The organism is Blastococcus sp. SYSU D01042 (assembly GCF_054050515.1).
Map to the genome: position 1 here is coordinate 265,517 of NZ_JBJGZM010000003.1, position 22,859 is coordinate 288,375.

Consider the following 22,859-nt stretch of genomic DNA (forward strand, 5'->3'; position numbering starts at 1 on the left):
CGATGCCCCTCACCCCCGTCCTCACCACCCGCTGGGGCGCCGAGAAGTCCTGGCGGCTGTCGACCTACGAGGCCAGCGAGGGCTATGCCGCCCTGCGCACCGCGCTGTCGATGACCCCCGACGAGCTGGTCACGATGGTCAAGGACTCCGGGCTGCGCGGCCGCGGCGGCGCCGGCTTCCCGACCGGCATGAAGTGGAGCTTCATCCCGCAGCCCAAGCCGGGGGAGACGCCGACCGGCCCGGCCGCGATGCCCAAGTACCTCGTGGTCAACGCCGACGAGGGCGAGCCGGGCACCTGCAAGGACCTGCCGCTGATGATGGCCGATCCGCACTCGCTGGTCGAAGGCGTGATCATCTCCGCCTACGCCATCCGCTCGCACTTCGCCGTCATCTACGTCCGCGGCGAGGCCGTGCACGCCCACCGCCGACTGGTCGCCGCCGTCGAGGAGGCCTACGCGGCCGGCTACCTCGGCACCGACATCCTCGGCTCGGGCTACGACCTCGAGCTGGTGGTGCACGCCGGCGCCGGTGCCTACATCTGCGGCGAGGAGACCGCGCTGCTGGACTCGCTCGAGGGCTACCGCGGCCAGCCGCGGCTCAAGCCCCCGTTCCCGGCGGTCGCCGGCCTCTACGGCGCCCCGACGGTCATCAACAACGTCGAGACGCTGGCCAGCGTGCCGTTCGTCGTCCGCGGCGGGGCGGAGTGGTTCAAGGCCTTCGGCCCCGAGAAGTCGCCCGGCCCCAAGATCTACTCGCTGTCGGGCCGCGTCGTCCGCCCCGGCCAGTACGAGGCCCCCATGGGGACGACGATGCGCGAACTGCTGGCCATGGCCGGCGGCGTCCGCCCGGGGCACGAGCTGAAGTTCTGGACGCCGGGTGGCTCGTCGACGCCGTACTTCACCGCCGAGCACCTCGACGTCCCGCTGGACTTCGACTCGGTGGCCGCGGCCGGCTCCATGCTCGGCACGACCGCGCTCATGGTGTTCGACGAGACCGACTCGATCGTCGAGGCCACCCTGCGCTTCACCGAGTTCTACGCCCACGAGAGCTGCGGCAAGTGCACGCCCTGCCGTGAGGGCACCTACTGGCTGGTGCAGATCCTCGAGCGGATCGCGCACGGCCGCGGCACCGCGCAGGACCTCGACCTGCTGGTCGACACCTGCGACAACATCCTCGGCCGCTCCTTCTGCGCGCTCGGCGACGGCGCGACGAGCTGCATCTCCAGCTCGCTGAAGTACTTCAAGGACGACTACGTCGCCCTGCTGCCCCCGGAGGAGCAGGCCCGGCTGGGCCGCAGCCTCCGCCTCGAGCCGGTCGGAGCAACGGCATGACCCTGACGAACCCGACGCCGGCGCCGGCGGTCCCGCCCGGTGCCCCCGGCCCGCACACCCCGCCGGATGCCGTCCACTGCACCATCGACGGCTTCGACGTGGCGGTGCCCAAGGGCACGCTGATCATCCGCGCCGCCGAGCAGGTCGGCGTCTTCATCCCGCGGTTCTGCGACCACCCGCTGCTGGAGCCGGTCGGCGCCTGCCGGCAGTGCCTGGTGGAGGTCGAGGGGCAGCGCAAGCCGGTGGCCTCGTGCACGATGCCGGTGACCGAGGGCATGGCGGTGCGCACCCAGCTCTCCAGCCCGGTGGCCGACAAGGCGCAGCAGGGCACGATGGAGCTGCTGCTGGTCAACCACCCGCTGGACTGCCCGACCTGCGACAAGGGCGGCGAGTGCCCGCTGCAGAACCAGGCGATGGGCCACGGCCGCACCGAGAGCCGCTTCGTCGACGAGAAGCGGACCTACCCGAAGCCGCTGGCGATCAGCACCGAGATCCTGCTCGACCGCGAGCGGTGCGTGCTGTGCGCCCGCTGCACCCGGTTCTCCCAGCAGGTCGCCGGTGACCCGTTCATCGAGCTGTTCGAGCGCGGCGCGCTGGAGCAGGTGGCGATCTACGAGGACGAGCCGTTCGAGTCCTACTTCTCCGGCAACACCACGCAGATCTGCCCGGTCGGCGCGCTCACGAGCACGCAGTACCGGTTCCGCGCCCGCCCGTTCGACCTGCGCAGCGAGGACAGCGTCTGCGAGCACTGCGCCTCGGGCTGCGCGATGCGCACCGACTTCCGGCGCGGCAAGGTCACCCGCCGCCAGGCCGGCGAGGACCCGGCGGTCAACGAGGAGTGGACCTGCGACAAGGGTCGCTACGCGTTCCGCTACGCCACCTCCAACGAGCGGCTGACGACGCCGCTGGTCCGCGACGCCGACGGCCGGCTCCAGCCCGCCTCCTGGCCCGAGGCCTTCGCGGCCGCGGCGGCGGGGCTCGCCGCCGCGCGCGAGGCCGGCGGCGTCGGGGTGCTGCCCGGCGGCCGGCTGACCGTCGAGGACGCCTACGCCTACGCCAAGTTCGCCCGGGTGGCGCTCGGCACCGACGACGTCGACGCGCGCGCCCGCGCGCACTCCGCGGAGGAGCTGGCCTTCCTCACCACGACGGTGGCCGGCACCGGCCCGGGCCGCGGCGGGGTGACCTACGCCGAGCTGGGCTCGGCGCCGGTCGTCCTGCTCGCCGGCTTCGAGCCGGAGGAGGAGTCGCCGATCGTCTTCCTGCGGCTCCGGCGCGCGGTGCGCACCGCGGGAGCGCAGGTCTTCGACCTGGCGCCCTTCCCGACCCGCGCCGCGCAGAAGCTGCAGGCCACGGTCCTGACCACGCTGCCCGGCGCGGAGGCGCGGTCGCTGCAGGCGCTGGCCGCCGGCACCTGGGGCGGCCCGGCCGTCGAGGCGCTGCGGGTCCCCGGTGCCGTCGTCCTCGCCGGCGAGCGGCTCGCCGAGGTCCCCGGTGCCTTCACCGCGCTGCTGGAGCTGGCGCGGGCCACCGGCGCGCGGATCGCCTGGGTCCCCCGCCGCGCCGGCGAGCGCGGTGCCGTGGAGGCCGGCGCGCTGCCCGGCCTGCTCCCCGGTGGGCGCACCCTCGCCGACCCGCTCGCCCGCGCGGACGTCGCGGCCCGCTGGGGCATCGCACCGGAGGCGCTGCCGGCGTCGGCCGGCCGCGACACCACCGGCATTCTCGCCGCGGTCCGCGACCGCCGGCTGGCCGGGCTGGTGGTCGGCGGCGTCGACCCCGCCGACCTGCCCGACCCGCTGCTGGCGGAGAACGCGCTGGCCGAGGCCCGGTTCGTGGTCAGCCTGGAGATGTTCCCGACGGCCGTCACCGAGTGGGCCGACGTCGTCCTGCCCGTGGCCGCGGCGTCGGAGAAGGCCGGCAGCTACCTCGACTGGGAGGGCCGGGTGCGGTCCTTCGACGCCACGCTGCACGACACCGGCCGGCTGGGCGACGGGCGCGTGCTGCACGGCCTGGCCGACGCGATGGACGTCGACCTCCGACTGCCCACCCCGGAGGCGGCGCGCGCCGAGCTCGCGGCGCTGGGCTCGACCGGACCCGCCACCGGCGTCCCCGGCCCGGACGAGGCCCCCGTCGCCGCGCCCTCGCTGCGAGCCGACGAGGCGCTGCTCGCCTCGTGGCGGCAGCTGCTGGACGCCGGGACCCTGACCCGCGAGGAGCCGGAGCTCAACGGCACCGCCCGGCGCCCGGTCGTCCGGCTCGGGGCCGAGGCCGCGGCCCGGCTGGGCGTCGTCGACGGCGCGCTGGTCACCGTGGCCGGGCCCGCCGGCGCGGTCACCCTGCCGCTGGTCGTGACCCCCATGCCCGACCACGTGGTCTGGCTGCCGATGCGCTCCCCGGGCAGCGAGGTGCGCACCCAGCTGGGCGCCGGCCCGGGTGCGGTCGTCCGCCTCGCCGCCGCTACCCCGGTGGGAGGTGCCGCGTGATGCCGCTGGCCAGCCCCGAGCAGCCGACGCTCGAGGACTTCGGCAACGACGTCTGGTGGATCGTCCTCATCAAGGTGCTCGGCGTCTTCGTCGTGCTGGTCGTGATGACGCTGTTCGCGATCGTGTTCGAGCGCAAGGTCGTCGCGCGCATGCAGCAGCGCATCGGGCCCAACCGGACCGGACCGCGCGGCTACCTGCAGAGCCTCGCCGACGGGCTCAAGCTCGCGTTCAAGGAAGACATCATGCCGGCGCTGGCGGACAAGCCGGTCTACTTCCTGGCGCCGGTCATCGCCACCGTCCCGGCCTTCGTGGCGTTCTCGGTCATCCCGCTGGGGCCGACGGTCAGCATCTTCGGCGAGCGGACGCCGCTGCAGCTCACCGACGCCCCCATCGGCGTGCTCGTCGTCCTCGCCTGCTCGGCGATGGGCATCTACGGCATCGTGCTCGGCGGCTGGGCGTCCGGCTCCACCTACCCGCTCCTGGGCAGCATGCGCAGCGCAGCCCAGATGATCAGCTACGAGATCGCGATGGGGCTGTCCATCGTCGCGGTCTTCCTCTACGCCGGGTCGATGTCGACCTCGGAGATCGTCGCCGCGCAGGCCGACGGCAACCAGGTGGAGTTCTTCGGCTGGGAGTTCACCGGCCCCAGCTGGTACGCCGTCCTGCTCCCGGTCTCCTTCGTCATCTACGCCATCGCCGTCGTGGGCGAGACCAACCGCGCGCCCTTCGACCTCCCCGAGGCCGAGAGCGAGCTGGTGGGCGGCTTCCACACCGAGTACTCGTCGCTGAAGTTCGCACTGTTCTTCCTGGCCGAGTACATCAACATGGTCACCGTCTCCGCGCTCGCCGCGACCCTCTTCCTGGGCGGCTGGCGGGCACCCTGGCCGCTGTCGATCTGGGACGGCGCCAACTCCGGCTGGTGGCCGCTGCTGTGGTTCTTCCTCAAGGTCGTCGCCGCGCTGTTCGTCTTCATCTGGCTGCGCGGCACGCTGCCCCGGCTGCGCTACGACCAGTTCATGCGCTTCGGCTGGAAGGTCCTGGTCCCGGTCGCCCTGGTCTGGATCCTCGTCGTCGCCACGATGCGGACCGTCTCCCGGGAGACCGACCTGTCCACCGGCGCGGTCGCGCTCTACATCGGGCTGCCGGTCGCCCTGCTGGTGCTCGTCGGCCTGGCGCTGGCCGGCCGGTCGGCGAACCGGGACACCCGGGCGGCCGCGGAGCACGCCGCCGCCGGCGGGGTGCACACCGTGTCCGACGAGCCCGAGGTGCTGCCGCCGGCCGGTGCGCAGCGCCGCCCCACCGGAGCGCCGAGCCGCTCCGAGGGCGGCTTCCCGGTGCCGCCCATGGACCTCAAGGTGCCGCCGTCGCCCCGGCTGCGGCGCCAGCCCGCCGCCGGCGACGAGACCGCGGTCGTCAGCACCGGCCGGCGCGGCACCACCACCGTCGAGGAGGACCGCGATGCCTGACCGCACCCCGGCGAGCCGTCGCGGCGGTGAGGTGGCACGGCCCTCGACCGACCACCTCGCCGAGCCCGCGGTCCGCGACAGCCTGATCCCGGCGCCCGTGCAGGGCTTCGGCGTCACCTTCGCGCAGATCTTCCGCAAGGTGACGACCGAGCAGTACCCGTACGAGCCCAAGGTGACCAAGCCGCGCTACCACGGGCGGCACGTTCTCAACCGGCACCCCGACGGCCTGGAGAAGTGCGTCGGCTGCGAGCTGTGCGCGTGGGCCTGCCCGGCCGACGCGATCTACGTCGAGGGCGGGGACAACACCGAGGAGGCGCGCTACTCCCCGGGCGAGCGGTACGGCGCGGTCTACCAGATCAACTACCTGCGCTGCATCTTCTGCGGGTTGTGCATCGAGGCCTGCCCGACCCGCTCGCTGACCATGAGCAACGACTTCGAGCTCGCCGACGACAACCGCCAGGACCTGATCTACACCAAGGAGCAGCTCATGGCGCCGCTGCTGCCCGGCATGGAGCAGCCGCCGCACCCCATGCGGCTCGGCGACGACGAGAAGGACTACTACCTGCGGGCCCCTGGCACGCCGGTGCCCTCCACCGGGTCGACGGCCGCCGGGGCCTCCGCGTGAACGAGGTCGTCATCGGCACGGGGGAGACCGTCGCCTTCTGGATCCTCGGGCCGCTCGCGCTCGCCGGTGCCCTGGGCATGGTCTTCAGCCGCAACGCCGTCCACTCGGCGCTCTGGCTGGTCACCACGATGCTGTCGCTCGGCGTCTTCTACGTGATCCAGTCCGCACCGTTCCTGGGCGCGGCCCAGATCATCGTCTACACCGGCGCGATCATGATCCTGTTCCTCTTCGTGCTCATGCTGGTCGGCCGCGACTCCTCGGACTCGGTGGTCGAGACGTTGCGCGGCCAGCGGATCGCCGCCGCCGTCCTCGGCGTCGGCTTCGCGGCGCTGGTCGGGGCGGGCATCGCCCGGGCGACCGAGGACCTGGTGGTCACCGGGCTCGGCGACACCGGGGGCGACGACAACATCACCTCGATCGCCGAGCTGCTCTACACCCGCTACCTGCTGGCCTTCGAGATCACCGGCGGCCTGCTCATCGTCGCCGCGGTCGGCGCGCTGGTGTACACGCACGCCGAGCGCGAGCCGGGCAGCCGGCGGACGCAGAAGGAGCTCTCCCGCGCCCGGTTCCTCACCGACCGGCCGCAGACGCTGCCCGGCCCCGGCGTCTACGCCCGGGCCAACTCCGTGGCGGCGCCCGCGCTGCTCCCGGACGGGGGCACCACGCCCGACAGCTACGCCACCGGCATCGAGCCCCAGGAGATCGACGAGATGCCCCGTCCCACGGGCCGCGCGCAGCTGGGGTCCCCGGACGCGGCGCTCGGCACCCTCGACCCCGCCCCGCTCGACGGACCGGACGGGAGCCCGCGGCCATGACGCTCACGCACTACCTCGTGCTCGCGGCGATCCTGTTCACCATCGGCGCCGTCGGCGTGCTGGTCCGCCGCAACGCCATCGTCGTGTTCATGTGCGTCGAGCTGATGCTCAACGCGGTGAACCTGACGCTGATCACCTTCGCCCGCTCCACCGGGACCGTCGACGGCCAGATCATCGCGCTGTTCGTGATGGTCGTCGCCGCCGCCGAGGTGGTCATCGGCCTGGCCATCATCATGTCGATCTACCGGACCCGCCGGTCCGCCTCGGTCGACGACGCCAACCTGCTGAAGTACTGACGGGGATCGGGGACATGGACACCATCTCCGCTGAGGTGCTGCCCGGCGAGGCGCTCGCGGCCGAGGGCCTGCTCGGCTGGTCGTGGCTGCTCATCGCGCTGCCGCTGGCGGGCGCCGCGGTGCTGCTCCTGGGCGGCCGGCGCACCGACCGCTGGGGCCACCTGCTCGGGACGGCGACGGTGGTCGCCTCCTTCCTGCTGGCCGTGCTCTGCACCTTCCGGCTGGCCGACGTCGAGGGCCGGGCGGTCGACGTCGACCTGTTCACCTTCATCTCCACCGGTGAGCTCGACGTGCGGGCGGGCCTGCTCTACGACCCGCTGTCGGCGGTGTTCGTGCTGCTGATCACCGGCGTCGGCTCGCTGATCCACGTCTACTCGATCGGCTACATGGCGCACGACCCCGCGCGCCGCCGGTTCTTCGCCTACCTCAACCTCTTCGTCGCGGCGATGCTGCTGCTGGTCCTGGGCAACAGCTTCGTGGCGCTGTACGTGGGCTGGGAGGGCGTGGGCCTGGCGTCCTACCTGCTCATCGCCTTCTGGTACACCCGGCCCGCGGCGGCCACCGCGGCCAAGAAGGCGTTCATCATGAACCGGGTCGGCGACGTCGGCCTGGCCCTGGCGATCTTCATCATGTTCGCCCAGCTGGGGACGACGTCCTACGCGGGCGTGCTCGGCTCGGCCGGCACCCTGGCGGGCGGGACGCTCACCGCGATCGGGCTCCTGCTGCTGCTCGGCGCGTGCGGCAAGTCCGGCCAGTTCCCGCTGCAGGCCTGGCTGCCCGACGCCATGGAGGGCCCGACCCCGGTCTCGGCCCTCATCCACGCCGCGACGATGGTCACCGCCGGGGTCTACCTGATCGCGCGCTCGGCGCCGATCTACGACCAGACCCCGACCGCACGCACCGTGGTGCTCGCCGTGGGCGCGATCACGCTGCTCATCGGCGCCATCGCCGGCTGCGCCTTCGACGACATCAAGAAGGTGCTGGCCTACTCGACGGTCAGCCAGATCGGCTACATGTTCCTGGCCGTGGGCCTGGGCCCGGCCGGCTACGTCGCGGGCCTGGCGCACCTGCTCACCCACGGCTTCTTCAAGGCGGGGCTGTTCCTCGGCGCCGGCTCGGTCATGCACGCGATGGACGACGGCGTGGACATGCGCCGCTTCGGCGGGCTGTGGAACAAGCTGCCGATCACCTTCGCCACCTTCGGGCTGGGCTACCTGGCGCTGATCGGCTTCCCGTTCCTCTCCGGCTTCTACACCAAGGACGCGATCATCGAAGCCGCGCTGGACCGGGACGACGTCTGGGGCTGGGTCCTCGGCGGCGTCGCCGTCCTCGGTGCCGGGCTGACCGCCTTCTACATGACCCGGCTGATGCTGATGACGTTCTTCGGCCGGGCGCGCTGGGGCGGTGCTGATGATCCCCACCCACCCCACCCGCACGAGTCGCCCACGGTCATGACCGTGCCGATGATCGTGCTCTCGCTCGGCTCCATCGGTGCCGGCTTCCTGCTGGTGGAGGCCTTCCCGCTCTCGGACTGGCTCGAGCCGGTGTTCGGCGAGCACGAGGCCGAGCACGTCGTCGAGCCGCTCGTCGTCGGCGTCGTGGTCACCGGGGTGATGCTGCTCGGCGTGCTGGCCGCCTGGCTGTTCGTCGGCCGCCGCGAGGTGCCGGTCGAGGCGCCGGTGCGCGTCTCGCCGGTCACGCGGGCGGCGCGCAACGCGCTCTACGCCGACACGGTCAACGAGTCGCTGGTCATGCGGCCCGGGCAGTGGCTCACCCGCGCGCTGGTGTGGGTGGACAACCGCGGGGTGGACGGCGCGGTCAACGGCCTGGCCGCCGGGCTGGGCGGGTCGTCGTCCCGGCTCGGCCGCACCCAGACCGGCTTCGTCCGCAGCTACGCGCTCAGCATGCTCGGCGGCGCGGTCCTGGTGGCCGGGGCGCTGCTGGCGGTGACGTCGGGATGACCGGCTCCCACGCTTCCCGAGAGGACGACCTGTGACCGACTTCCCCTGGCTCGTCGCGATGATCGCCGTGCCGGCGGTCGGGGCGGCGGTGGTGGCCGCCCTGCCCAGGGGCCGCGAGCTGCTGGCCAAGCAGCTCGCGCTGGGCGTGAGCCTGGTCGTCCTGGTGCTCGCCGTGCTGGCCGCCGTCGCCTTCGACACCGGCGGTGAGCGATTCCAGCTGACGACGTCGGTGGCGTGGATCCCCGACTTCGGCGTCGACTTCGCCCTCGGCGTCGACGGCATCGCGATCGTGATGCTGCTGCTCATCGGCCTGCTGGTCCCGCTGGTCGTCGGCGCCTCCTGGGACGACCGCGCCCCCGGCACCGACACCGTGCCGGCCGAGGGGGAGCAGCCGCGCTCGATGCGCTTCTTCTTCGCCTGGCTGCTGCTGCTCGAGGCGATGATGGTCGGCGTCTTCGCCGCGACCGACGTCTTCCTGTTCTACGTCTTCTTCGAGGCGATGCTCGTCCCGATGTACTTCCTGATCGGCAGCTTCGGCGGGCCGCGCCGGCAGTACGCCGCGGTGAAGTTCTTCCTGTACAGCCTGGTCGGCGGGCTGGTCATGCTGGCCGCCGTCATCGGGCTGTACGTGGTGAGCAGCAGCGAGCTCGGCGAGGGCACCTTCGCCTTCGACGCGCTCCGCCAGATCGAGATCGACCCCGGCGTGCAGAAGCTGCTCTTCCTCGGCTTCTTCGTCGCCTTCGCGATCAAGGCGCCGCTGGTCCCGCTGCACACCTGGCTGCCCGACTCCGCCGCGGAGGCGCCGATCGGCGGGGCGGTGCTCCTGGTCGGCGTCCTGGACAAGGTGGGCACCTTCGGCTTCCTGCGCTACTGCCTGCCGCTGTTCCCCGACGCCTCGCGCTACTTCGCGCCGCTGGTCCTGGTGCTGGCCGTGGTCGGCGTCCTCTACGCCGCGCTGCTGGCCATGGGGCAGAGCGACATGAAGCGGCTGGTGGCCTACACCTCGATCTCGCACTTCGGCTTCATCGCGCTGGGCATCTTCGCCTTCACCACCGAGGCGGCCACCGGAGCGGTGCTGTACATGGTCAACCACGGCATCGCGACCGGCCTGCTGTTCCTCGTCGTCGGCATGCTCATCGCCCGTGGCGGGTCCCGGCACATCGGCGACTACGGCGGGGTGGCCGCCCAGGCGCCCAAGCTGGCCGCGGTGTTCCTGGTCGCCGGCCTCGCCTCCCTGGCGCTGCCGGGCACCAACAGCTTCGTCAGCGAGTTCCTGGTGCTGATCGGCTCGTTCCCCGAGCGGCCGGTGCACACCATCGTGGCCACGGTCGGCATCATCCTGGCCGCGCTGTACATCCTCCTGATGTACCAGCGCACGATGCACGGCCCGGCGCGCGGCGTGGTCGCGCCGCCGGCCGACGCCGCCGCGCACGGACCGGGGGCGGACGAGCCCGCCGCGCCGGGCGCCACCGCCGTCCTCACCGCACCGGCACCGGCGGCCGTGCGCTTCCGCGACCTCGGCGTCCGGGAGATCGCGGTGGCCGCCCCGCTGGTCGTGCTGATCATCGTCCTCGGCGTGCAACCGCAGCTGCTGCTGGACTTCATCGAGCCGGCGGTCACCGCCACCCTGGACGACCTCGGAGGCACCCGATGATCGAGGCCCCGGACCTCTCCTGGGCGGCCCTGGCGCCCCTGCTGCTCGTCTTCGGGGCGGCCTGCGCCGGCGTCCTGGTCGAGGCCTTCGTGCCCCGCGACGTCCGGCACCGCGTCCAGGTCGGCGTCGCGCTGGCCGGCACCCTCGGCGGGCTCGCGGCCACGATCTGGCTCGCCGCCGCCCGCGACGTCACCGGCGAGGACGCGGAGGTCACCGCGGACGGCGCGCTCGCCGTCGACGGCGCCGGGTTGTTCCTGCAGGCCACCATCGCCGGGCTCGCCGTCCTCGCGGTGCTGCTGTTCGCCGAGCGCTCGCTGGACCCCGCGCGGTCGTCCTTCGTCGCCTCGGCCGCCGTCCCGGCCGGCACCCCGCGGGACCGCGAGCTGGCCACGGCCCAGCGCGTGCAGACCGAGGTCTACCCGCTGGCCCTGTTCGCCGTCGGCGGCATGATGGTCTTCGTCACCGCCAACGACCTGCTGATCATGTTCGTGGCGCTCGAGGTGCTCAGCCTGCCGCTCTACCTGATCAGCGGCCTGGCCCGGCGCCGCCGGCTGCTGTCGCAGGAGGCGGCGGTCAAGTACTTCCTGCTGGGGGCGTTCGCCTCGGCGTTCTTCCTGTACGGGCTCGCGCTGGTCTACGGCGCCACCGGCACGATCCGGCTGGGCGAGATCCGCGAGGCCGCAGCCGAGGGCGGCAGCGACCTGCTGCTCGTGCTCGGCCTGGCGCTGCTGGTCGTGGGGCTGCTGTTCAAGGCCAGCGTCGCCCCGTTCCACAGCTGGACGCCGGACGTCTACCAGGGCGCCCCGACGCCGGTCACCGCCTTCATGGCCGCCTGCACCAAGGTCGCCGCGTTCGGCGCGATCCTGCGGCTGCTCTACGTCGCCTTCGGCAACGAGGAGTGGACCTGGCGGCCGCTGGTCTACGGGGTGGCCATCGTGTCGATGGTCGTCGGCGCGGTCCTGGGTCTCACCCAGACCGACCTCAAGCGGATGCTCGCCTACTCCTCGATCGCGCACGCCGGGTTCCTCCTCACCGGCGTGCTCGGCCTGGGCGCGGACGGCAGCGGCTCGGGCCTCGAGGCCACGATGTTCTACCTGCTCACCTACGGGCTGACCACGCTCGGCGCCTTCGCCGTCCTCACCCTGGTGCGCGACGGCGACGGCGAGGCCGGGCACCTGTCGCAGTGGGCGGGGCTGGCCGGCCGCTCCCCGCTCACCGCGGCGGTGATGGCGCTGTTCCTGCTGGCCCTGGCCGGCATCCCGCTCACCGCGGGCTTCACGGGCAAGTTCGCGGTGTTCCGCGCCGCCGTCGAGCAGGGCGCCTGGCCGCTCGTGCTGGTGGCGGTGCTGGCCAGCGCCGTGGCCGCGTTCTTCTACCTGCGGGTCATCGTGCTCATGTACTTCTCGCCGCCGGCGGTGGACGGCCCGACGGTGGGCGTCCCCGGCGTGCCGACGACCATCGTGCTGGCCGTGACGGCCACCGCCACGCTCGCGCTGGGCATCGTGCCCGGGGCGGTGCTCGACCTGGCCGGGGAGGCGGCTAGATTCGTCGGTTGATATGACCGGAGCCCGTGCCGCAGCCGACGGCACCCCCACCGAGGTCTGGCACCGGATCTCCACGCCGGCCTCCACGATGGGTCCCTGGTTGCCCGAGGGCGCCCTCGGCGCGGCGCTGGCCGAGGGGCTGGCGAGGGTGGAGCAGTCGCTCACCGCGTCGGTCGGCAGCGAGCACCCGTTCGTGCGCGAGGCGGCGGGCCACCTCATGGCAGCCGGCGGCAAGCGGTTCCGGCCGATGCTCGCGCTGCTGGCCGCCCAGCTGGGCGACGCCCGCCGGCCCGAGGTCACCTCCGCCGCGGTGGTCTGCGAGCTCACCCACCTCGCGACGCTCTACCACGACGACGTCATGGATGAGGCGTCCGTGCGGCGCGGGGCCCCCAGCGCCAACAGCCGGTGGAGCAACAGCATCGCCATCCTCACCGGGGACCTGCTCTTCGCGCGGGCCTCGGACCTGCTGGCCGACCTCGGCCCCGAGGCGGTCCGCATCCAGGCGCGCACCTTCGAGCGGCTGGTCACCGGGCAGATCCGCGAGACCGTCGGCGCGCAGCCCGGCGACGACCCGGTCGACCACTACCTCGAGGTGCTGGCGGACAAGACCGGCTCGCTGGTCGCGACGTCGGTGCGCTTCGGCGCCTCCTTCGCCGGCGTCGACGCCGGCCTGGTGGAGGAGCTCACCGCCTTCGGCGAGGAGGTGGGTGTGGCCTTCCAGCTCTCCGACGACCTCATCGACATCGTCAGCGTCGAGGGCGCCTCCGGGAAGCGTCCGGGCACCGACCTGCGCGAGGGCATCGCCACCCTCCCGGCGCTGTTCGCCCTCGCCGGTGACGACCCCGCCGAGGCGCGGCTGCGCGAGCTCGTCGCCGCCCCGGTCACCGACGACGCCGAGCACGCCGAGGCGCTCGAGCTGCTCCGCTCGTCCCGGTCGCTGCAGCGGGCCGCCGGCGTCACGCGCGAGTACGCCGAGCGGGCCCGCGCCCGGCTGGTCGCCGTCCCGGAGGGCGAGGTCCGCGAGGCGCTGTCCGCGCTGTGCGACTACGTGGTGACCCGCACCAGCTGAGGAAGGACCCCCGTGCCCCCCACCGCTCGCAGGCTCGCGGCGGGCCCCTGCACGGGGGCCGTGATGGTGCTGCTGCTCGTGACCGGCTGCCAGGCCTCGCCGGACGACGACGCCCCGCCGCCCCCGGCCACTGCGCCGGAGGGGTCGGCCGCCCTGCAGGTGGAGGTGGTCGTGGACGGTCTCGACAACCCCTGGGACGTCGTCCAGGCGCCCGACGGCACGCTGCTGGTCGACGAGCGCGCCGGGGGCTTCACCGCCGTCCTGCCCGACGGGGCCGTGCGCGGGGTGCGGGCCGACCTCGACGACCTGTTCGTCGACGGGGAGACCGGGCTCATGGGGCTCGCGCTCGACCCGGCCTTCGAGGACAACCGCCGGCTGTACAGCTGCCAGGGCGACGACGCGGGCGCCATCCAGGTCGTGGCATGGACGGTGGCGCCCGACTGGTCGGCGGCCGAGCGGGTCGCCGACCCCCTGGTGGGGGGACTGCCGCTGAACGAGTCGTCCGGCCGGCACGGCGGGTGCCGGCTGCTGTTCGCCCCCGACGGTGCCCTGCTGGTCGGTACCGGCGACACCGCCGACGGGTCCGTGCCGCAGGACCCGGACTCCCTCGGCGGCAAGGTGCTCCGGGTGGATGCGGCCACCGGTGCCCCCGAGGTGTGGACGCTCGGGCACCGCAACGTGCAGGGCCTGGCCGTGCGGCCCGGCGGGGAGCAGGTGTTCGCCGTCGAGCACGGCCCCGACCGCGACGACGAGGTGAACCTGCTGCGGGCCGGCGGCAACTACGGGTGGGACCCCGACGGTGGCGGGTCCTACGACGAGAGCGTGCCGATGACCGATGCGGGCATCCCCGGCGCCGTCCCGGCCGTGTGGTCCTCGGGTACCCCGACGCTGGCCACCAGCGGGGCCACCTTCCTCGACGGGGATGGCTGGAGCGGCTTCGACGGCCTGCTGCTCGTGGCGCTGCTCAAGGGCCAGGGCGTCCTGGCCCTCCGGCTGGACGACGCCGGGGAGGTCGTCGAGGAGTTCCGGGTGCCGGAGCTCGAGGGGTACGGCCGCATCCGGTCGGTGCGCCAGGGGACCGACGGCCTGCTGTACGTCACCACCGACAACGGAGACGGCGGGGACTCGCTACTCCGGGTGACGCCTCGCGCCTGACCTCGTCCGGCGTGCGCGAGCGGCGCGCGACAGCTGCCCGGGGATGCGCCGCGGCCGCCAGGGTCTCGCCTGCTGACTCGCTCGCCCGCCCCGTCGCGGGCTCGACCTGGGGGTTCTCCATGCGCCGCATCCGCGCACTGCTCGTCGTCCTCGCCGCACTGGCCGTGTCCCTGACCGGCCTGTCCAGTGCCTCCGCGGCGCCGACGGCACCGGCTCCGCCACGCGCCCCGGAGATCGGCTTCGTCACGCCGATCGCCTGGACGACGCCGTGGAAGGCCGACAGCGTGCAGGTGCTCGGCACCTACCGCTGCTGGGGCGGCGAGCCGATCCACCTGTGGGTGTCGGTGAAGCAGGGCGGCCCCAACCCCACGGTCGAGGGCAGCAGCACGACCGTCGACGCCTGGTACGACACGAACATCTCCCAGGACGTCGCGGTGACCTGCAACGGCCGCTGGCAGACCAAGCTCGTCACCCTCGGACGGCACCCCGTCGCGAACTACCCCGGCGACTTCGCCGACCCGCAGGTGCCTCCGCCGCCGCCCACCCGGCCGCTCGGCTACCTGAAGAACGGCAAGGCGTGGCTGCAGTTCTGCCTGGTCGCCGGCGAGGAGCCCGGCGGACTGCTGGCCTCGAAGAACACGTGGGTCCAGGTGGTCGGCGCCGGCCGGCGCTGAGGACGGTCGTCGCGAGGGCCCGTCCCGGCAGGGGCGGGCCCTCGCCGCGTGCTCACGGCGCGGCGGGGGCCGTGCGGCCGGCCACCCGTGCGGGGACGGAGGTCCCCTCGGGCAGGAGCGGGCACGGCTGCGGCTCGCCGAGCACCGTGGTCACCGGGAGGACCCCGGCCCACACCGGAGCGGCCAGGTCGCGCTCGTCGTCCCCGGGCGGGCCGGTGCGGATCTTGACGCTGGCCTCCGCGAGGTCGAGCGCGAGCACCGCCGTCGCCGCGAGCTCCCGGCGGTCGGGCAGCCGGGTCGCCGCCCAGGAGCCGGGGGCGAGCTGCTCGGTCAGCACCTCGAGCCCGAGCAGCTTCTCGTCCGGGTCGGTCACCGCCCGGGGCGTCCCGTGCACCACCGCGCACCGGTAGTTGACCGAGTGGTGGAACGCCGACCGGGCGTAGACCACGCCGTCGAGGTGCGTCACGGTGAAGCACACCGGGCCCCCGGTCGCCGCGCGCAGCGTCGCCGCGCCGGTGGAGCCGTGCAGGTAGAGCGTGTCCCCGTCCCGGCCGTACCCGGTGGGCAGCACCACCGGCGCCCCGTCCAGGACCACCGCGAGGTGCCCGACCAGCCCGGCGTCGAGCACCGCGTACAGGTCGGCCCGGTCGGTGCGGGCGCGCCTGGCACCCCGGCGGACGGTGCTCCGGTCGGTGGGGGACAGGGGTGCGGTGCTCGGCATGCGCCCATCGTGCGGTCCTCGGTGGCCTCCCGGAACAGCCAATCCGCTAGCGTTCCAGCAGGCCACCGAGCGTGCGACCCCGACGGAGGAGGACCGTGACCGGCATCCCGCCCGTCGTGCTGGACCGCGGCTCGGGCACCCCGCTCGCCGCCCAGCTCGCCGACGCGCTGCGCGCGGCCGCCGCCGGTGGCGTGCTCCGCCCCGGCGACCGGCTGCCCTCCACCCGCGAGCTGGCCGCGGCGCTGCGGGTGAGCCGCACCGTCACCAGCGCCGCCTACGACCAGCTGCTCGCCGAGGGGTGGGCCGGCGGACGCCGCGGGGTGGGCACCTTCGTGCTGGGCGCCGTGCCGTCGTCCCCGGCGGCCCCGGGACCCCGCCCGTCGGCGGACGCCCCACCGGCCGAGCTCGTGGACCTGCGCGCCGGGTCGCCGTGCTTGGAGGTGCTGGACCGGGCGGCGTGGCGGCGGGCCTGGCGGGCGGCGGGCGACCTGGCCCCCGACGCCCGCCCGGACCCCGCCGGTGACCCGGGCTTCCGGCTGGCCGTCGCCGACCACCTGCTGCGGCACCGCGGCCTGGTGGCCGGGCCCGACGACGTGCTCGCGACGGGCGGCACCTCGGCGGCGGTGGCCGAGGTGGCCCGCCTCCTGCCCGGGGGCAGCCGCGTGGCCGTGGAGGACCCCGGCTACTCGCGGGCGGTGGCCGCGCTGCGCGAGGCGGGCCTCGAGGTCGTCCCCGTGCCGGTCGACGAGGACGGCCTGGTCGTCGACGCCCTGCCGGGCGGGCTCGCGGCGGTGTACTGCACGCCGGCGCACCAGTTCCCGACCGGCCGCCGGATGACCGCCGCGCGCCGGCTGGAGCTGGTCACCCGCGCCCGCACCGAGGGCTGGTGGGTGCTGGAGGACGACTACGACGGGGAACTGCGCTTCGACGTCGCCCCGCTCCCGCTGCTCGGTGCGCTGGGCCCGGACGTCGTGGTGCACCTGGGCACCACCAGCAAGATCCTCACCCCGACCCTGGGCGTGGGCTGGCTGGTCGCCCCGGCGTCGCTGCGCGCCGAGCTGGTGGCCCGCCGGACCGCGACCGCCGTCCGACCGGCGCGCGCCGGGCAGCGGGTGCTCACCGCGCTCGCCGGCTCCGGTGACCTGGCTCGCCACCTGCGCCGGTTGCGCCGGGAGATGGCCGGCCGGCGGGAGCGCGTCCGCGCCGCCGTGCACGCCGCGGGGCACGCCGCCGACGGCGATCCGGCGGGCGCGCACGTGGTGGTGCCGCTGCCGGACGTCGCGGTCGAGCGGGCGGTGCTGGCCGCCGGGGCGGGCCGGGGTCTGGCGCTGGACGGGCTCGGCCGGCACCACCAGGGCGACGTCCCCGGCCGGCGGGCAGGGCTGGTGCTGGGGTTCGCCGCGCCGCGCCGGGAGGAGCTCGACGAGGCGCTCCCGGTGCTCACCGACCTGCTCCGGACGCACCGCGGGCCCGCCTCCCGGTAGGAGACGGGCCCGCGGGGACGCGGTGTTCCCCTACCCGACGGTCCAGGTGTCGCCGCCACCGAGGAGGGAGTCCAGGTCGGCGGTCTGCTGCACCCGGGCGGTGTCGAGCTGCTCGGTCATCATCCCGTCGTACGTCGGCTTCTCCACCGAGCGGAACACGCCCATGGGCGTGTAGCGCAGGTCCTGCGAGGACAGCCGCGACAGCGCGAACGCGTACGCCGGGTTCTCCCGCTGCGCGTCGTGCACCACGATGTCGGCGGCGTCGACCTGGTTGGTCTCGGCGATCCGCAGGCCACCGAAGTCGTCGCGCACCACGCAGGCGGCACCGTCGGGACCGAAGACCAGCGGCTTGCCGTGCTCGAGGGGGATCGACCACTGGGTGCCGGTGGTCGGGTCCTTGAGCAGCTCGAAGGCGCCGTCGTTGAAGATGTTGCAGTTCTGGTAGATCTCGACCAGCGACGTCCCCTTGTGCTCCGCCGCCTGGCGCAGCACGTCGGTGAGCCCCTTGCGGTCGGAGTCCATGGCGCGGCCGACGAAGGTGGCGTCGGCGCCCAGGGCCAGCGAGATCGGGTTGAACGGGTGGTCCAGCGAGCCCATCGGCGTGGACTTGGTGACCTTCCCGACCTCGGAGGTGGGGGAGTACTGGCCCTTGGTCAGCCCGTAGATCCGGTTGTTGAACAGCAGGATCGTCATGTTCACGTTGCGGCGCAGCGCGTGGATGAGGTGGTTTCCACCGATGGACAGCGAGTCGCCGTCACCGGTGACCACCCACACCGACAGGTCCGGCCGCGAGGCGGCCAGGCCGGTCGCGATCGCCGGGGCGCGCCCGTGGATCGAGTGCATGCCGTAGGTGTTCATGTAGTACGGGAACCGCGACGAGCAGCCGATCCCCGAGATGATCACCATGTCCTCGCGCGCGATGCCGAGGCTGGGCAGGAAGCTCTGGACCGCGTTGAGGATGACGTAGTCACCGCACCCGGGGCACCAGCGCACCTCCTGGTCGGTCTTGAGGTCCTTCGCCTTGAGGTCGGTCTTCTTCTCGCCCGACAGCTCCACCGAGGTGGCGACGGCGGCCGAGATCGGGTTCCCCGGCATCCCGAGGTCGTGCACGTGCGTGTCCAGCGTGGTCACTGCATGGCTCCGTTCACTGCGGCGCCGTTCGGTGCCGCGTCGGTGCTGGTGGTGTCGGTGCTGCCGGTGTCGATGGCGTCCTGGATCACCGCGGCGAGCTCGGCGGAGCGGAAGGGCATCCCGCTCACCTGGGTGTGGCTCTGCACGTCGACCAGGTACTTCGCGCGCAGCAGCAGGGCGAGCTGCCCCAGGTTCATCTCCGGGCAGACGACCCGGTCGTACCGGGCCAGGACCTCGCCGAGGTCGGCCGGGAACGGGTTGATGTGCCGCAGGTGGATCTGCGCCACCTTGCGGCCCGAGGCCCGGATCCGCCGGCAGGCGGCACCGATCGGCCCGTAGGTCGAGCCCCAGCCGATCACGGCGACCGACGCGTCGCCGTCCGGGTCCTCGACGTCGGTCGGGCCGATGGAGGCCGCGATGCCGTCGATCTTGGCCTGCCGGGTGCGGACCATGAAGTCGTGGTTCGCCGGGTCGTACGAGATGTTGCCGTTGCCGTCGGCCTTCTCCAGCCCGCCGATGCGGTGCTGCAGCCCCGCGGTCCCCGGCACCGCCCACGCGCGCGCCAGGGTCTCCGGGTCGCGCTGGTAGGGGTGGAACTCCGGGGTGCCGTCGGTGGACGCGGCGTTCGGGCCGGTGGCGAAACCGACCGTGCCCGAGAGGTCCGGCAGGGAGTCGGCCGAGGGCACCGCCCACGGCTCGGCCCCGTTGGCCAGGTAGCCGTCCGAGAGCAGCATGACCGGCGTGCGGTAGGTCAGCGCGATGCGCGTGGCCTCCACCGCGGCGTCGAAGCAGTCGCCGGGCGAGCGGGGCGCGACGACCGGCAGCGGCGCCTCGCCGTTGCGGCCGAACATCGCCTGCAGCAGGTCCGACTGCTCGGTCTTCGTGGGCAGGCCGGTCGAGGGGCCGCCACGCTGCACGTCGACGATGAGCAGCGGGAGCTCGGTCATGACCGCCAGGCCGATGGTCTCGGCCTTGAGGGCCACCCCGGGCCCGGACGTCGTCGTCACGCCCAGCGCGCCGCCGAAGGAGGCGCCGAGCGCCGCCCCGATGCCGGCGATCTCGTCCTCGGCCTGGAAGGTGCGGACGCCGAAGGCCTTGTGCTTGGACAGCTCGTGGAGGATGTCCGACGCCGGGGTGATCGGGTACGCGCCCAGGAAGACCGGGAGGCCCGAGCGCTGCCCCGCCGCCACGATGCCCAGCGCCAACGCCTGGTTGCCCGAGATGTTGCGGTACACGCCCGCCGCCATCGGCGCCGGCTTGATCTCGTACGAGACGGCGAAGGCCTCGGTGGTCTCGCCGTAGTTGTAGCCCGCCCGGAACGCGGCGATGTTGGCCGCGGCGATCTCGGGCTTGCGGCGGAACTGGCGCTCGAGGAAGCGCACCGTGCCCTCGGTGGGGCGGTGGTACATCCAGCTGAGCAGGCCGAGCGTGAACATGTTCTTGCTGCGCTCGGCCTCCTTCTTGCCGAGGCCGGAGTCGGCGAGCGCGTCGAGCGTCATCGAGGTCAGCGGCACCGGCACGGTCTGCCAGCCCTCGAGCGAGCCGTCCTCGAGCGGGTTGGTCGCGTAGCCGACCTTCGCCAGGTTCCGGGGGGTGAACTCGTCGGAGTCCAGGATGAGCAGGCCGCCGCCGGGCAGGTCGGACAGGTTCGACTTCAGCGCCGCCGGGTTCATCGCCACCAGGACGTCGGGGGCGTCCCCGGGGGTCATGATGTCGTGGTCGGCGAAGTGCAGCTGGAAGGACGAGACGCCCGGCAGGGTCCCCGTGGGCGCCCGGATCTCGGCGGGGAAGTTCGGCAGCGTCGACAGGTCGTTCCCGAAGGACGCCGTCTCGCTGGTGAACCGGTTGCCGGTCAGCTGCATGCCGTCGCCGGAGTCACCGGCCAACCGGATCACGACGCGGTCGAGCTCGACCACGCTCTTCACCAGGCCGCCGGGGGCCGAGGTGGCGACCGGGGCGTGCACGTCGTCGAGGGGCGCGCCGTTGGTCGGCGGGGTGCTGGCAGTCATCAGTGGTGTACCTCCACCGGCCGAGGTTACGTGCGCGGAACCGTGCGGGGTACGGATACCCGAAGGCGGTTCCACATTCTGGGTCGACAACCACCCCGGCGGGCTGCGCATTCCTCCCGTCGGGCGCGGGAACGGCTCTCCCCGCGGCACCGTTGGGCAGGTCGTGCAGCGCTGGAACAACGGACTCAAGACCGCCGTCCTGCTCGGGCTCATGGGCGGGCTCATCCTGGCCGCCGGTGCGCTGATCGGCGGCCGCGGCGGGCTCCTCGTCGCCCTCGTGATCGCCCTCGGGGTCAACGGCTACGCCTACTTCAACTCGGACAAGCTGGCGCTGCGGGCCATGCGCGCCTTCCCGGTCACCGAGACCCAGGCGCCGCAGCTGTACGCGATGGTGCGCGAGCTGGCGACCGAGGCGCGGCAGCCGATGCCGCGGCTCTACGTCAGCCCGACCGACCAGCCCAACGCCTTCGCCACCGGCCGCAACCCGCGCAACGCCGCGGTCTGCGTGACCCAGGGCATCCTCGAGCTGCTCGACCGGCGCGAGCTGCGCGGCGTCCTGGCCCACGAGCTCTCGCACGTCTACAACCGCGACATCCTGATCAGCTCGGTCGCCGGCGCGATGGCCACGGTGGTCACGTACCTGGCGCACATGGCGATGTTCGCCTCGCTCTTCGGCGGCCGCGGCGGCGACGACCGGGGCGGCGGCAACGCGCTCGGCGGGCTGCTGCTGGTCTTCCTCGGCCCGCTGGCGGCCGGCCTGGTGCAGATGGCGGTCAGCCGGAGCCGCGAGTTCCAGGCCGACGCGACCGGGGCGGAGCTGTCCCAGGACCCGCTGGCGCTGGCCTCGGCGCTGGCCAAGATCGAGCGGGGCGCCGGCCGGCTGCCGCTGCCCCAGGACGACCGGCTGGTGACCCAGAGCCACCTCATGATCGCCAACCCGTTCCGGGGGCAGGGCATGGCCTCGATGTTCGCCTCGCACCCGCCGATGCCCGAGCGGATCGCCCGCCTCGAGCAGATGGCCCGCGACCTCGGCCAGCGCTGACCGTCAGCGCGCGGGCTGGAACAGCTCGACCGGGTTCCCGCAGGGGTCCTCGACCAGCACCTGCCGCCCGCCGGGGCCGTCGAGGACCTCGTTGCGGAACGGGACGCCGGCCGCGGCCAGCCGGTCCACCTCGGCGTCGATGTCGTCCACGACCAGGTGGATGCGGTTCCAGCCACCCGGGGCCGGGACCCGGCCGTCGGGCATCGGCCGCCCGGCCGAGCTGACCGGGCCGCTGACCAGCAGGCGCAGCGAGCCGCGCACCAGCTCGGCGACGGCGGGGCGGGCGTCGAAGCCCACCTCGAAGCCGAGCAGGTCGCCGTAGAAGGCGACGGCGGCGCCCACGTCGTCGACCAGGTAGCGGACGCTGCCGAGCTCTCGTGCGGGTGCGTTCACGGTGGTGCCTCCTCTGCTGCCGTCACGTCGCGGCGGTCCGCGACGTCATCGGGGTGACGGGTGTCGGCGGGAGGATGTGACGCGTGAGCGGAGAGGCCGGAGCGCAGGGCCGGCTCCTGGCCGAGGAGTTCGAGGCGCACCGCGCGCACCTGCTGGCGGTCGCGCACCGGCTCCTGGGTCCCGGGGGCGAGGCGCAGGACGCGGTGCAGGAGGCGTGGCTGCGCCTGCACCGGAACGGCGCCGACGGGATCGACAACCTCGGCGGCTGGCTGACGACGGTCGTCGCGCGGGTGTGCCTGGACGTGCTCCGGCGCCGGGCCACGCGCCGTGAGGAGCCGCTGGACCTGCACGTCGTGGAGACCGCCGGAGGTCCCGATCCGGAGAGCGAGGCGGTGCTGGCCGACTCGGTGGGCCTCGCGCTGCTCGTCGTGCTCGACGTCCTGACGCCGCCGGAGCGGCTCGCCTTCGTGCTGCACGACCTCTTCGCGGTGCCCTTCGACGAGGTGGCAGCAGTGCTCGGCCGCAGCACCAACGCCGCCCGCCAGCTGGCCAGCCGGGCCCGGCGCCGGGTCCGCGAGGTCGGCCCGGGTGCGGGCGACCCCACGGACTCGGGCCGGCGCGAGGGCGCGGTGCGTGCGTTCCTGGCCGCCGCGCGCGGCGGGGACCTCGGCGGGCTGCTGGCCGTCCTGGACCCCGACGTCGTGCTGCGGGCCGACACCGTCGTCCCGGCGCTGGGCGGGGTCGAGCGGTTGCGTGGCCGCGAGCAGGTCGCCCGGGCGTTCCTCGGCAGGGCGCAGGCCGCGCAGGCCGCGTTCGTCGACGGCGCCCCCGGCGCCGTCTTCACCCCCGACGGTCACGTCCGGGCGGCGCTGGAGTTCGTCGTGCGGGAGGGCCGCATCACCGCGATCGAGGTGGTGTCCGACCCGGCGGTCGTGGAAGCGCTCGACGTCGGCCTGCCCTAGACCGGCCCCGTCCCGGGAGCGGCTGACGACGCTCCCGGGACGTGCGG

At 73.9% G+C, this 22,859-nt stretch carries 19 protein-coding genes; 15 read left to right on the top strand and 4 right to left on the bottom strand.

Going from position 1 to position 22,859, the window contains the following annotated elements; genetic code table 11:
• Positions 1-2: 2 nt before the first annotated feature.
• The 12 genes from nuoF (at position 3) to ACI79H_RS07995 (ending at position 15,070) form a co-directional block, all read left to right on the top strand.
• Positions 3-1,331, top strand: coding sequence for an NADH-quinone oxidoreductase subunit NuoF (nuoF, locus tag ACI79H_RS07940; RefSeq protein ID WP_456553841.1), 1,329 nt, complete (start codon positions 3-5; stop codon positions 1,329-1,331).
• Positions 1,328-3,811 carry an NADH-quinone oxidoreductase subunit G gene (locus ACI79H_RS07945; RefSeq protein WP_456553842.1) on the top strand — a complete coding sequence of 828 codons (2,484 nt, stop codon included), beginning with the start codon at positions 1,328-1,330 and terminating at the stop codon, positions 3,809-3,811. Before nuoF ends, ACI79H_RS07945 begins: the two co-directional genes overlap by 4 nt.
• Positions 3,811-5,277: an NADH-quinone oxidoreductase subunit NuoH gene (gene nuoH, locus ACI79H_RS07950; RefSeq protein WP_456553843.1), complete on the top strand. Its 1,467-nt coding sequence runs from the start codon at positions 3,811-3,813 to the stop codon at positions 5,275-5,277. Before ACI79H_RS07945 ends, nuoH begins: the two co-directional genes overlap by 1 nt.
• Positions 5,270-5,902 carry an NADH-quinone oxidoreductase subunit NuoI gene (gene nuoI, locus ACI79H_RS07955; RefSeq protein WP_456553844.1) on the top strand — a complete coding sequence of 211 codons (633 nt, stop codon included), beginning with the start codon at positions 5,270-5,272 and terminating at the stop codon, positions 5,900-5,902. Before nuoH ends, nuoI begins: the two co-directional genes overlap by 8 nt.
• Positions 5,899-6,717, top strand: coding sequence for an NADH-quinone oxidoreductase subunit J (locus ACI79H_RS07960; protein ID WP_456553845.1), 819 nt, complete (start codon positions 5,899-5,901; stop codon positions 6,715-6,717). Before nuoI ends, ACI79H_RS07960 begins: the two co-directional genes overlap by 4 nt.
• Positions 6,714-7,013: an NADH-quinone oxidoreductase subunit NuoK gene (gene nuoK, locus ACI79H_RS07965; protein ID WP_456553846.1), complete on the top strand. Its 300-nt coding sequence runs from the start codon at positions 6,714-6,716 to the stop codon at positions 7,011-7,013. The genes ACI79H_RS07960 and nuoK overlap by 4 nt, the downstream gene beginning before the upstream one ends.
• A 14-nt stretch (positions 7,014-7,027) precedes the next feature.
• Complete coding sequence (nuoL, locus tag ACI79H_RS07970; RefSeq protein WP_456553847.1) at positions 7,028-8,974, top strand: NADH-quinone oxidoreductase subunit L; 1,947 nt, start codon at positions 7,028-7,030, stop codon at positions 8,972-8,974.
• 31 nt (positions 8,975-9,005) lie between these two features.
• Positions 9,006-10,628 carry an NADH-quinone oxidoreductase subunit M gene (locus tag ACI79H_RS07975; RefSeq protein WP_456553848.1) on the top strand — a complete coding sequence of 541 codons (1,623 nt, stop codon included), beginning with the start codon at positions 9,006-9,008 and terminating at the stop codon, positions 10,626-10,628.
• Entirely contained in the window at positions 10,625-12,184 is a 1,560-nt protein-coding gene (nuoN, locus tag ACI79H_RS07980) for an NADH-quinone oxidoreductase subunit NuoN (RefSeq protein ID WP_456553849.1), read from the top strand. Before ACI79H_RS07975 ends, nuoN begins: the two co-directional genes overlap by 4 nt.
• Position 12,185: 1 nt before the next feature.
• Positions 12,186-13,241 carry a polyprenyl synthetase family protein gene (locus ACI79H_RS07985; RefSeq protein WP_456553850.1) on the top strand — a complete coding sequence of 352 codons (1,056 nt, stop codon included), beginning with the start codon at positions 12,186-12,188 and terminating at the stop codon, positions 13,239-13,241.
• A 12-nt stretch (positions 13,242-13,253) separates the two neighbouring features.
• Positions 13,254-14,396, top strand: coding sequence for a PQQ-dependent sugar dehydrogenase (locus tag ACI79H_RS07990; RefSeq protein WP_456553851.1), 1,143 nt, complete (start codon positions 13,254-13,256; stop codon positions 14,394-14,396).
• 119 nt (positions 14,397-14,515) lie between these two features.
• Positions 14,516-15,070 (top strand): hypothetical protein, encoded by a 555-nt coding sequence (locus ACI79H_RS07995; RefSeq protein WP_456553852.1) that lies wholly within the window; start codon positions 14,516-14,518, stop codon positions 15,068-15,070.
• A 52-nt stretch (positions 15,071-15,122) separates the two neighbouring features.
• Here ACI79H_RS07995 and ACI79H_RS08000 read toward each other — a convergent pair whose 3' ends face one another.
• Positions 15,123-15,791, bottom strand: coding sequence for a pyridoxamine 5'-phosphate oxidase family protein (locus ACI79H_RS08000; RefSeq protein ID WP_456553853.1), 669 nt, complete (start codon positions 15,789-15,791; stop codon positions 15,123-15,125).
• Positions 15,792-15,886: 95 nt separating this feature from the next.
• Here ACI79H_RS08000 and pdxR point away from each other — a divergent pair, with 95 nt between their 5' ends.
• Positions 15,887-17,275, top strand: a complete 1,389-nt coding sequence (gene pdxR / locus ACI79H_RS08005; protein WP_456553854.1) for a MocR-like pyridoxine biosynthesis transcription factor PdxR — start codon at positions 15,887-15,889, stop codon at positions 17,273-17,275.
• A gap of 30 nt (positions 17,276-17,305) precedes the next feature.
• Here the strand turns inward: pdxR and ACI79H_RS08010 are convergent, their stop codons facing one another.
• Both ACI79H_RS08010 and ACI79H_RS08015 read right to left on the bottom strand, forming a co-directional pair.
• On the bottom strand, positions 17,306-18,406 hold the full coding sequence (locus ACI79H_RS08010) for a 2-oxoacid:ferredoxin oxidoreductase subunit beta (protein WP_456553855.1): 1,101 nt from the start codon (positions 18,404-18,406) through the stop codon (positions 17,306-17,308).
• Complete coding sequence (locus tag ACI79H_RS08015; RefSeq protein ID WP_456553856.1) at positions 18,403-20,415, bottom strand: 2-oxoacid:acceptor oxidoreductase subunit alpha; 2,013 nt, start codon at positions 20,413-20,415, stop codon at positions 18,403-18,405. Before ACI79H_RS08015 ends, ACI79H_RS08010 begins: the two co-directional genes overlap by 4 nt.
• A gap of 163 nt (positions 20,416-20,578) precedes the next feature.
• Between ACI79H_RS08015 and htpX the strand changes: the two genes are divergently transcribed.
• Positions 20,579-21,457: a zinc metalloprotease HtpX gene (htpX, locus tag ACI79H_RS08020; RefSeq protein WP_456553857.1), complete on the top strand. Its 879-nt coding sequence runs from the start codon at positions 20,579-20,581 to the stop codon at positions 21,455-21,457.
• 3 nt (positions 21,458-21,460) lie between these two features.
• Here htpX and ACI79H_RS08025 read toward each other — a convergent pair whose 3' ends face one another.
• Positions 21,461-21,850, bottom strand: a complete 390-nt coding sequence (locus ACI79H_RS08025) for a VOC family protein (RefSeq protein ID WP_456553858.1) — start codon at positions 21,848-21,850, stop codon at positions 21,461-21,463.
• An 83-nt stretch (positions 21,851-21,933) separates the two neighbouring features.
• On the opposite strand from ACI79H_RS08025, the gene ACI79H_RS08030 reads away from it, so the two are divergent.
• Positions 21,934-22,812, top strand: coding sequence for a sigma-70 family RNA polymerase sigma factor (locus tag ACI79H_RS08030; protein WP_456553859.1), 879 nt, complete (start codon positions 21,934-21,936; stop codon positions 22,810-22,812).
• The last annotated feature ends 47 nt before the right edge of the window (positions 22,813-22,859 follow it).

Bases quoted from the DNA above. Each gene is read 5' to 3' on its own strand.
- ACI79H_RS08015 (WP_456553856.1), bottom strand. From the start codon at position 20,415: ATGACTGCCAGCACCCCGCCGACCAACGGCGCGCCCCTCGACGACGTG.
- nuoI (WP_456553844.1), top strand. From the start codon at position 5,270: ATGCCTGACCGCACCCCGGCGAGCCGTCGCGGCGGTGAGGTGGCACGG.
- ACI79H_RS07995 (WP_456553852.1), top strand. From the start codon at position 14,516: ATGCGCCGCATCCGCGCACTGCTCGTCGTCCTCGCCGCACTGGCCGTG.
- nuoL (WP_456553847.1), top strand. From the start codon at position 7,028: ATGGACACCATCTCCGCTGAGGTGCTGCCCGGCGAGGCGCTCGCGGCC.
- nuoN (WP_456553849.1), top strand. From the start codon at position 10,625: ATGATCGAGGCCCCGGACCTCTCCTGGGCGGCCCTGGCGCCCCTGCTG.
- nuoF (WP_456553841.1), top strand. From the start codon at position 3: ATGCCCCTCACCCCCGTCCTCACCACCCGCTGGGGCGCCGAGAAGTCC.
- ACI79H_RS07985 (WP_456553850.1), top strand. From the start codon at position 12,186: ATGACCGGAGCCCGTGCCGCAGCCGACGGCACCCCCACCGAGGTCTGG.
- nuoH (WP_456553843.1), top strand. From the start codon at position 3,811: ATGCCGCTGGCCAGCCCCGAGCAGCCGACGCTCGAGGACTTCGGCAAC.
- ACI79H_RS07945 (WP_456553842.1), top strand. From the start codon at position 1,328: ATGACCCTGACGAACCCGACGCCGGCGCCGGCGGTCCCGCCCGGTGCC.
- nuoK (WP_456553846.1), top strand. From the start codon at position 6,714: ATGACGCTCACGCACTACCTCGTGCTCGCGGCGATCCTGTTCACCATC.
- ACI79H_RS08000 (WP_456553853.1), bottom strand. From the start codon at position 15,791: ATGCCGAGCACCGCACCCCTGTCCCCCACCGACCGGAGCACCGTCCGC.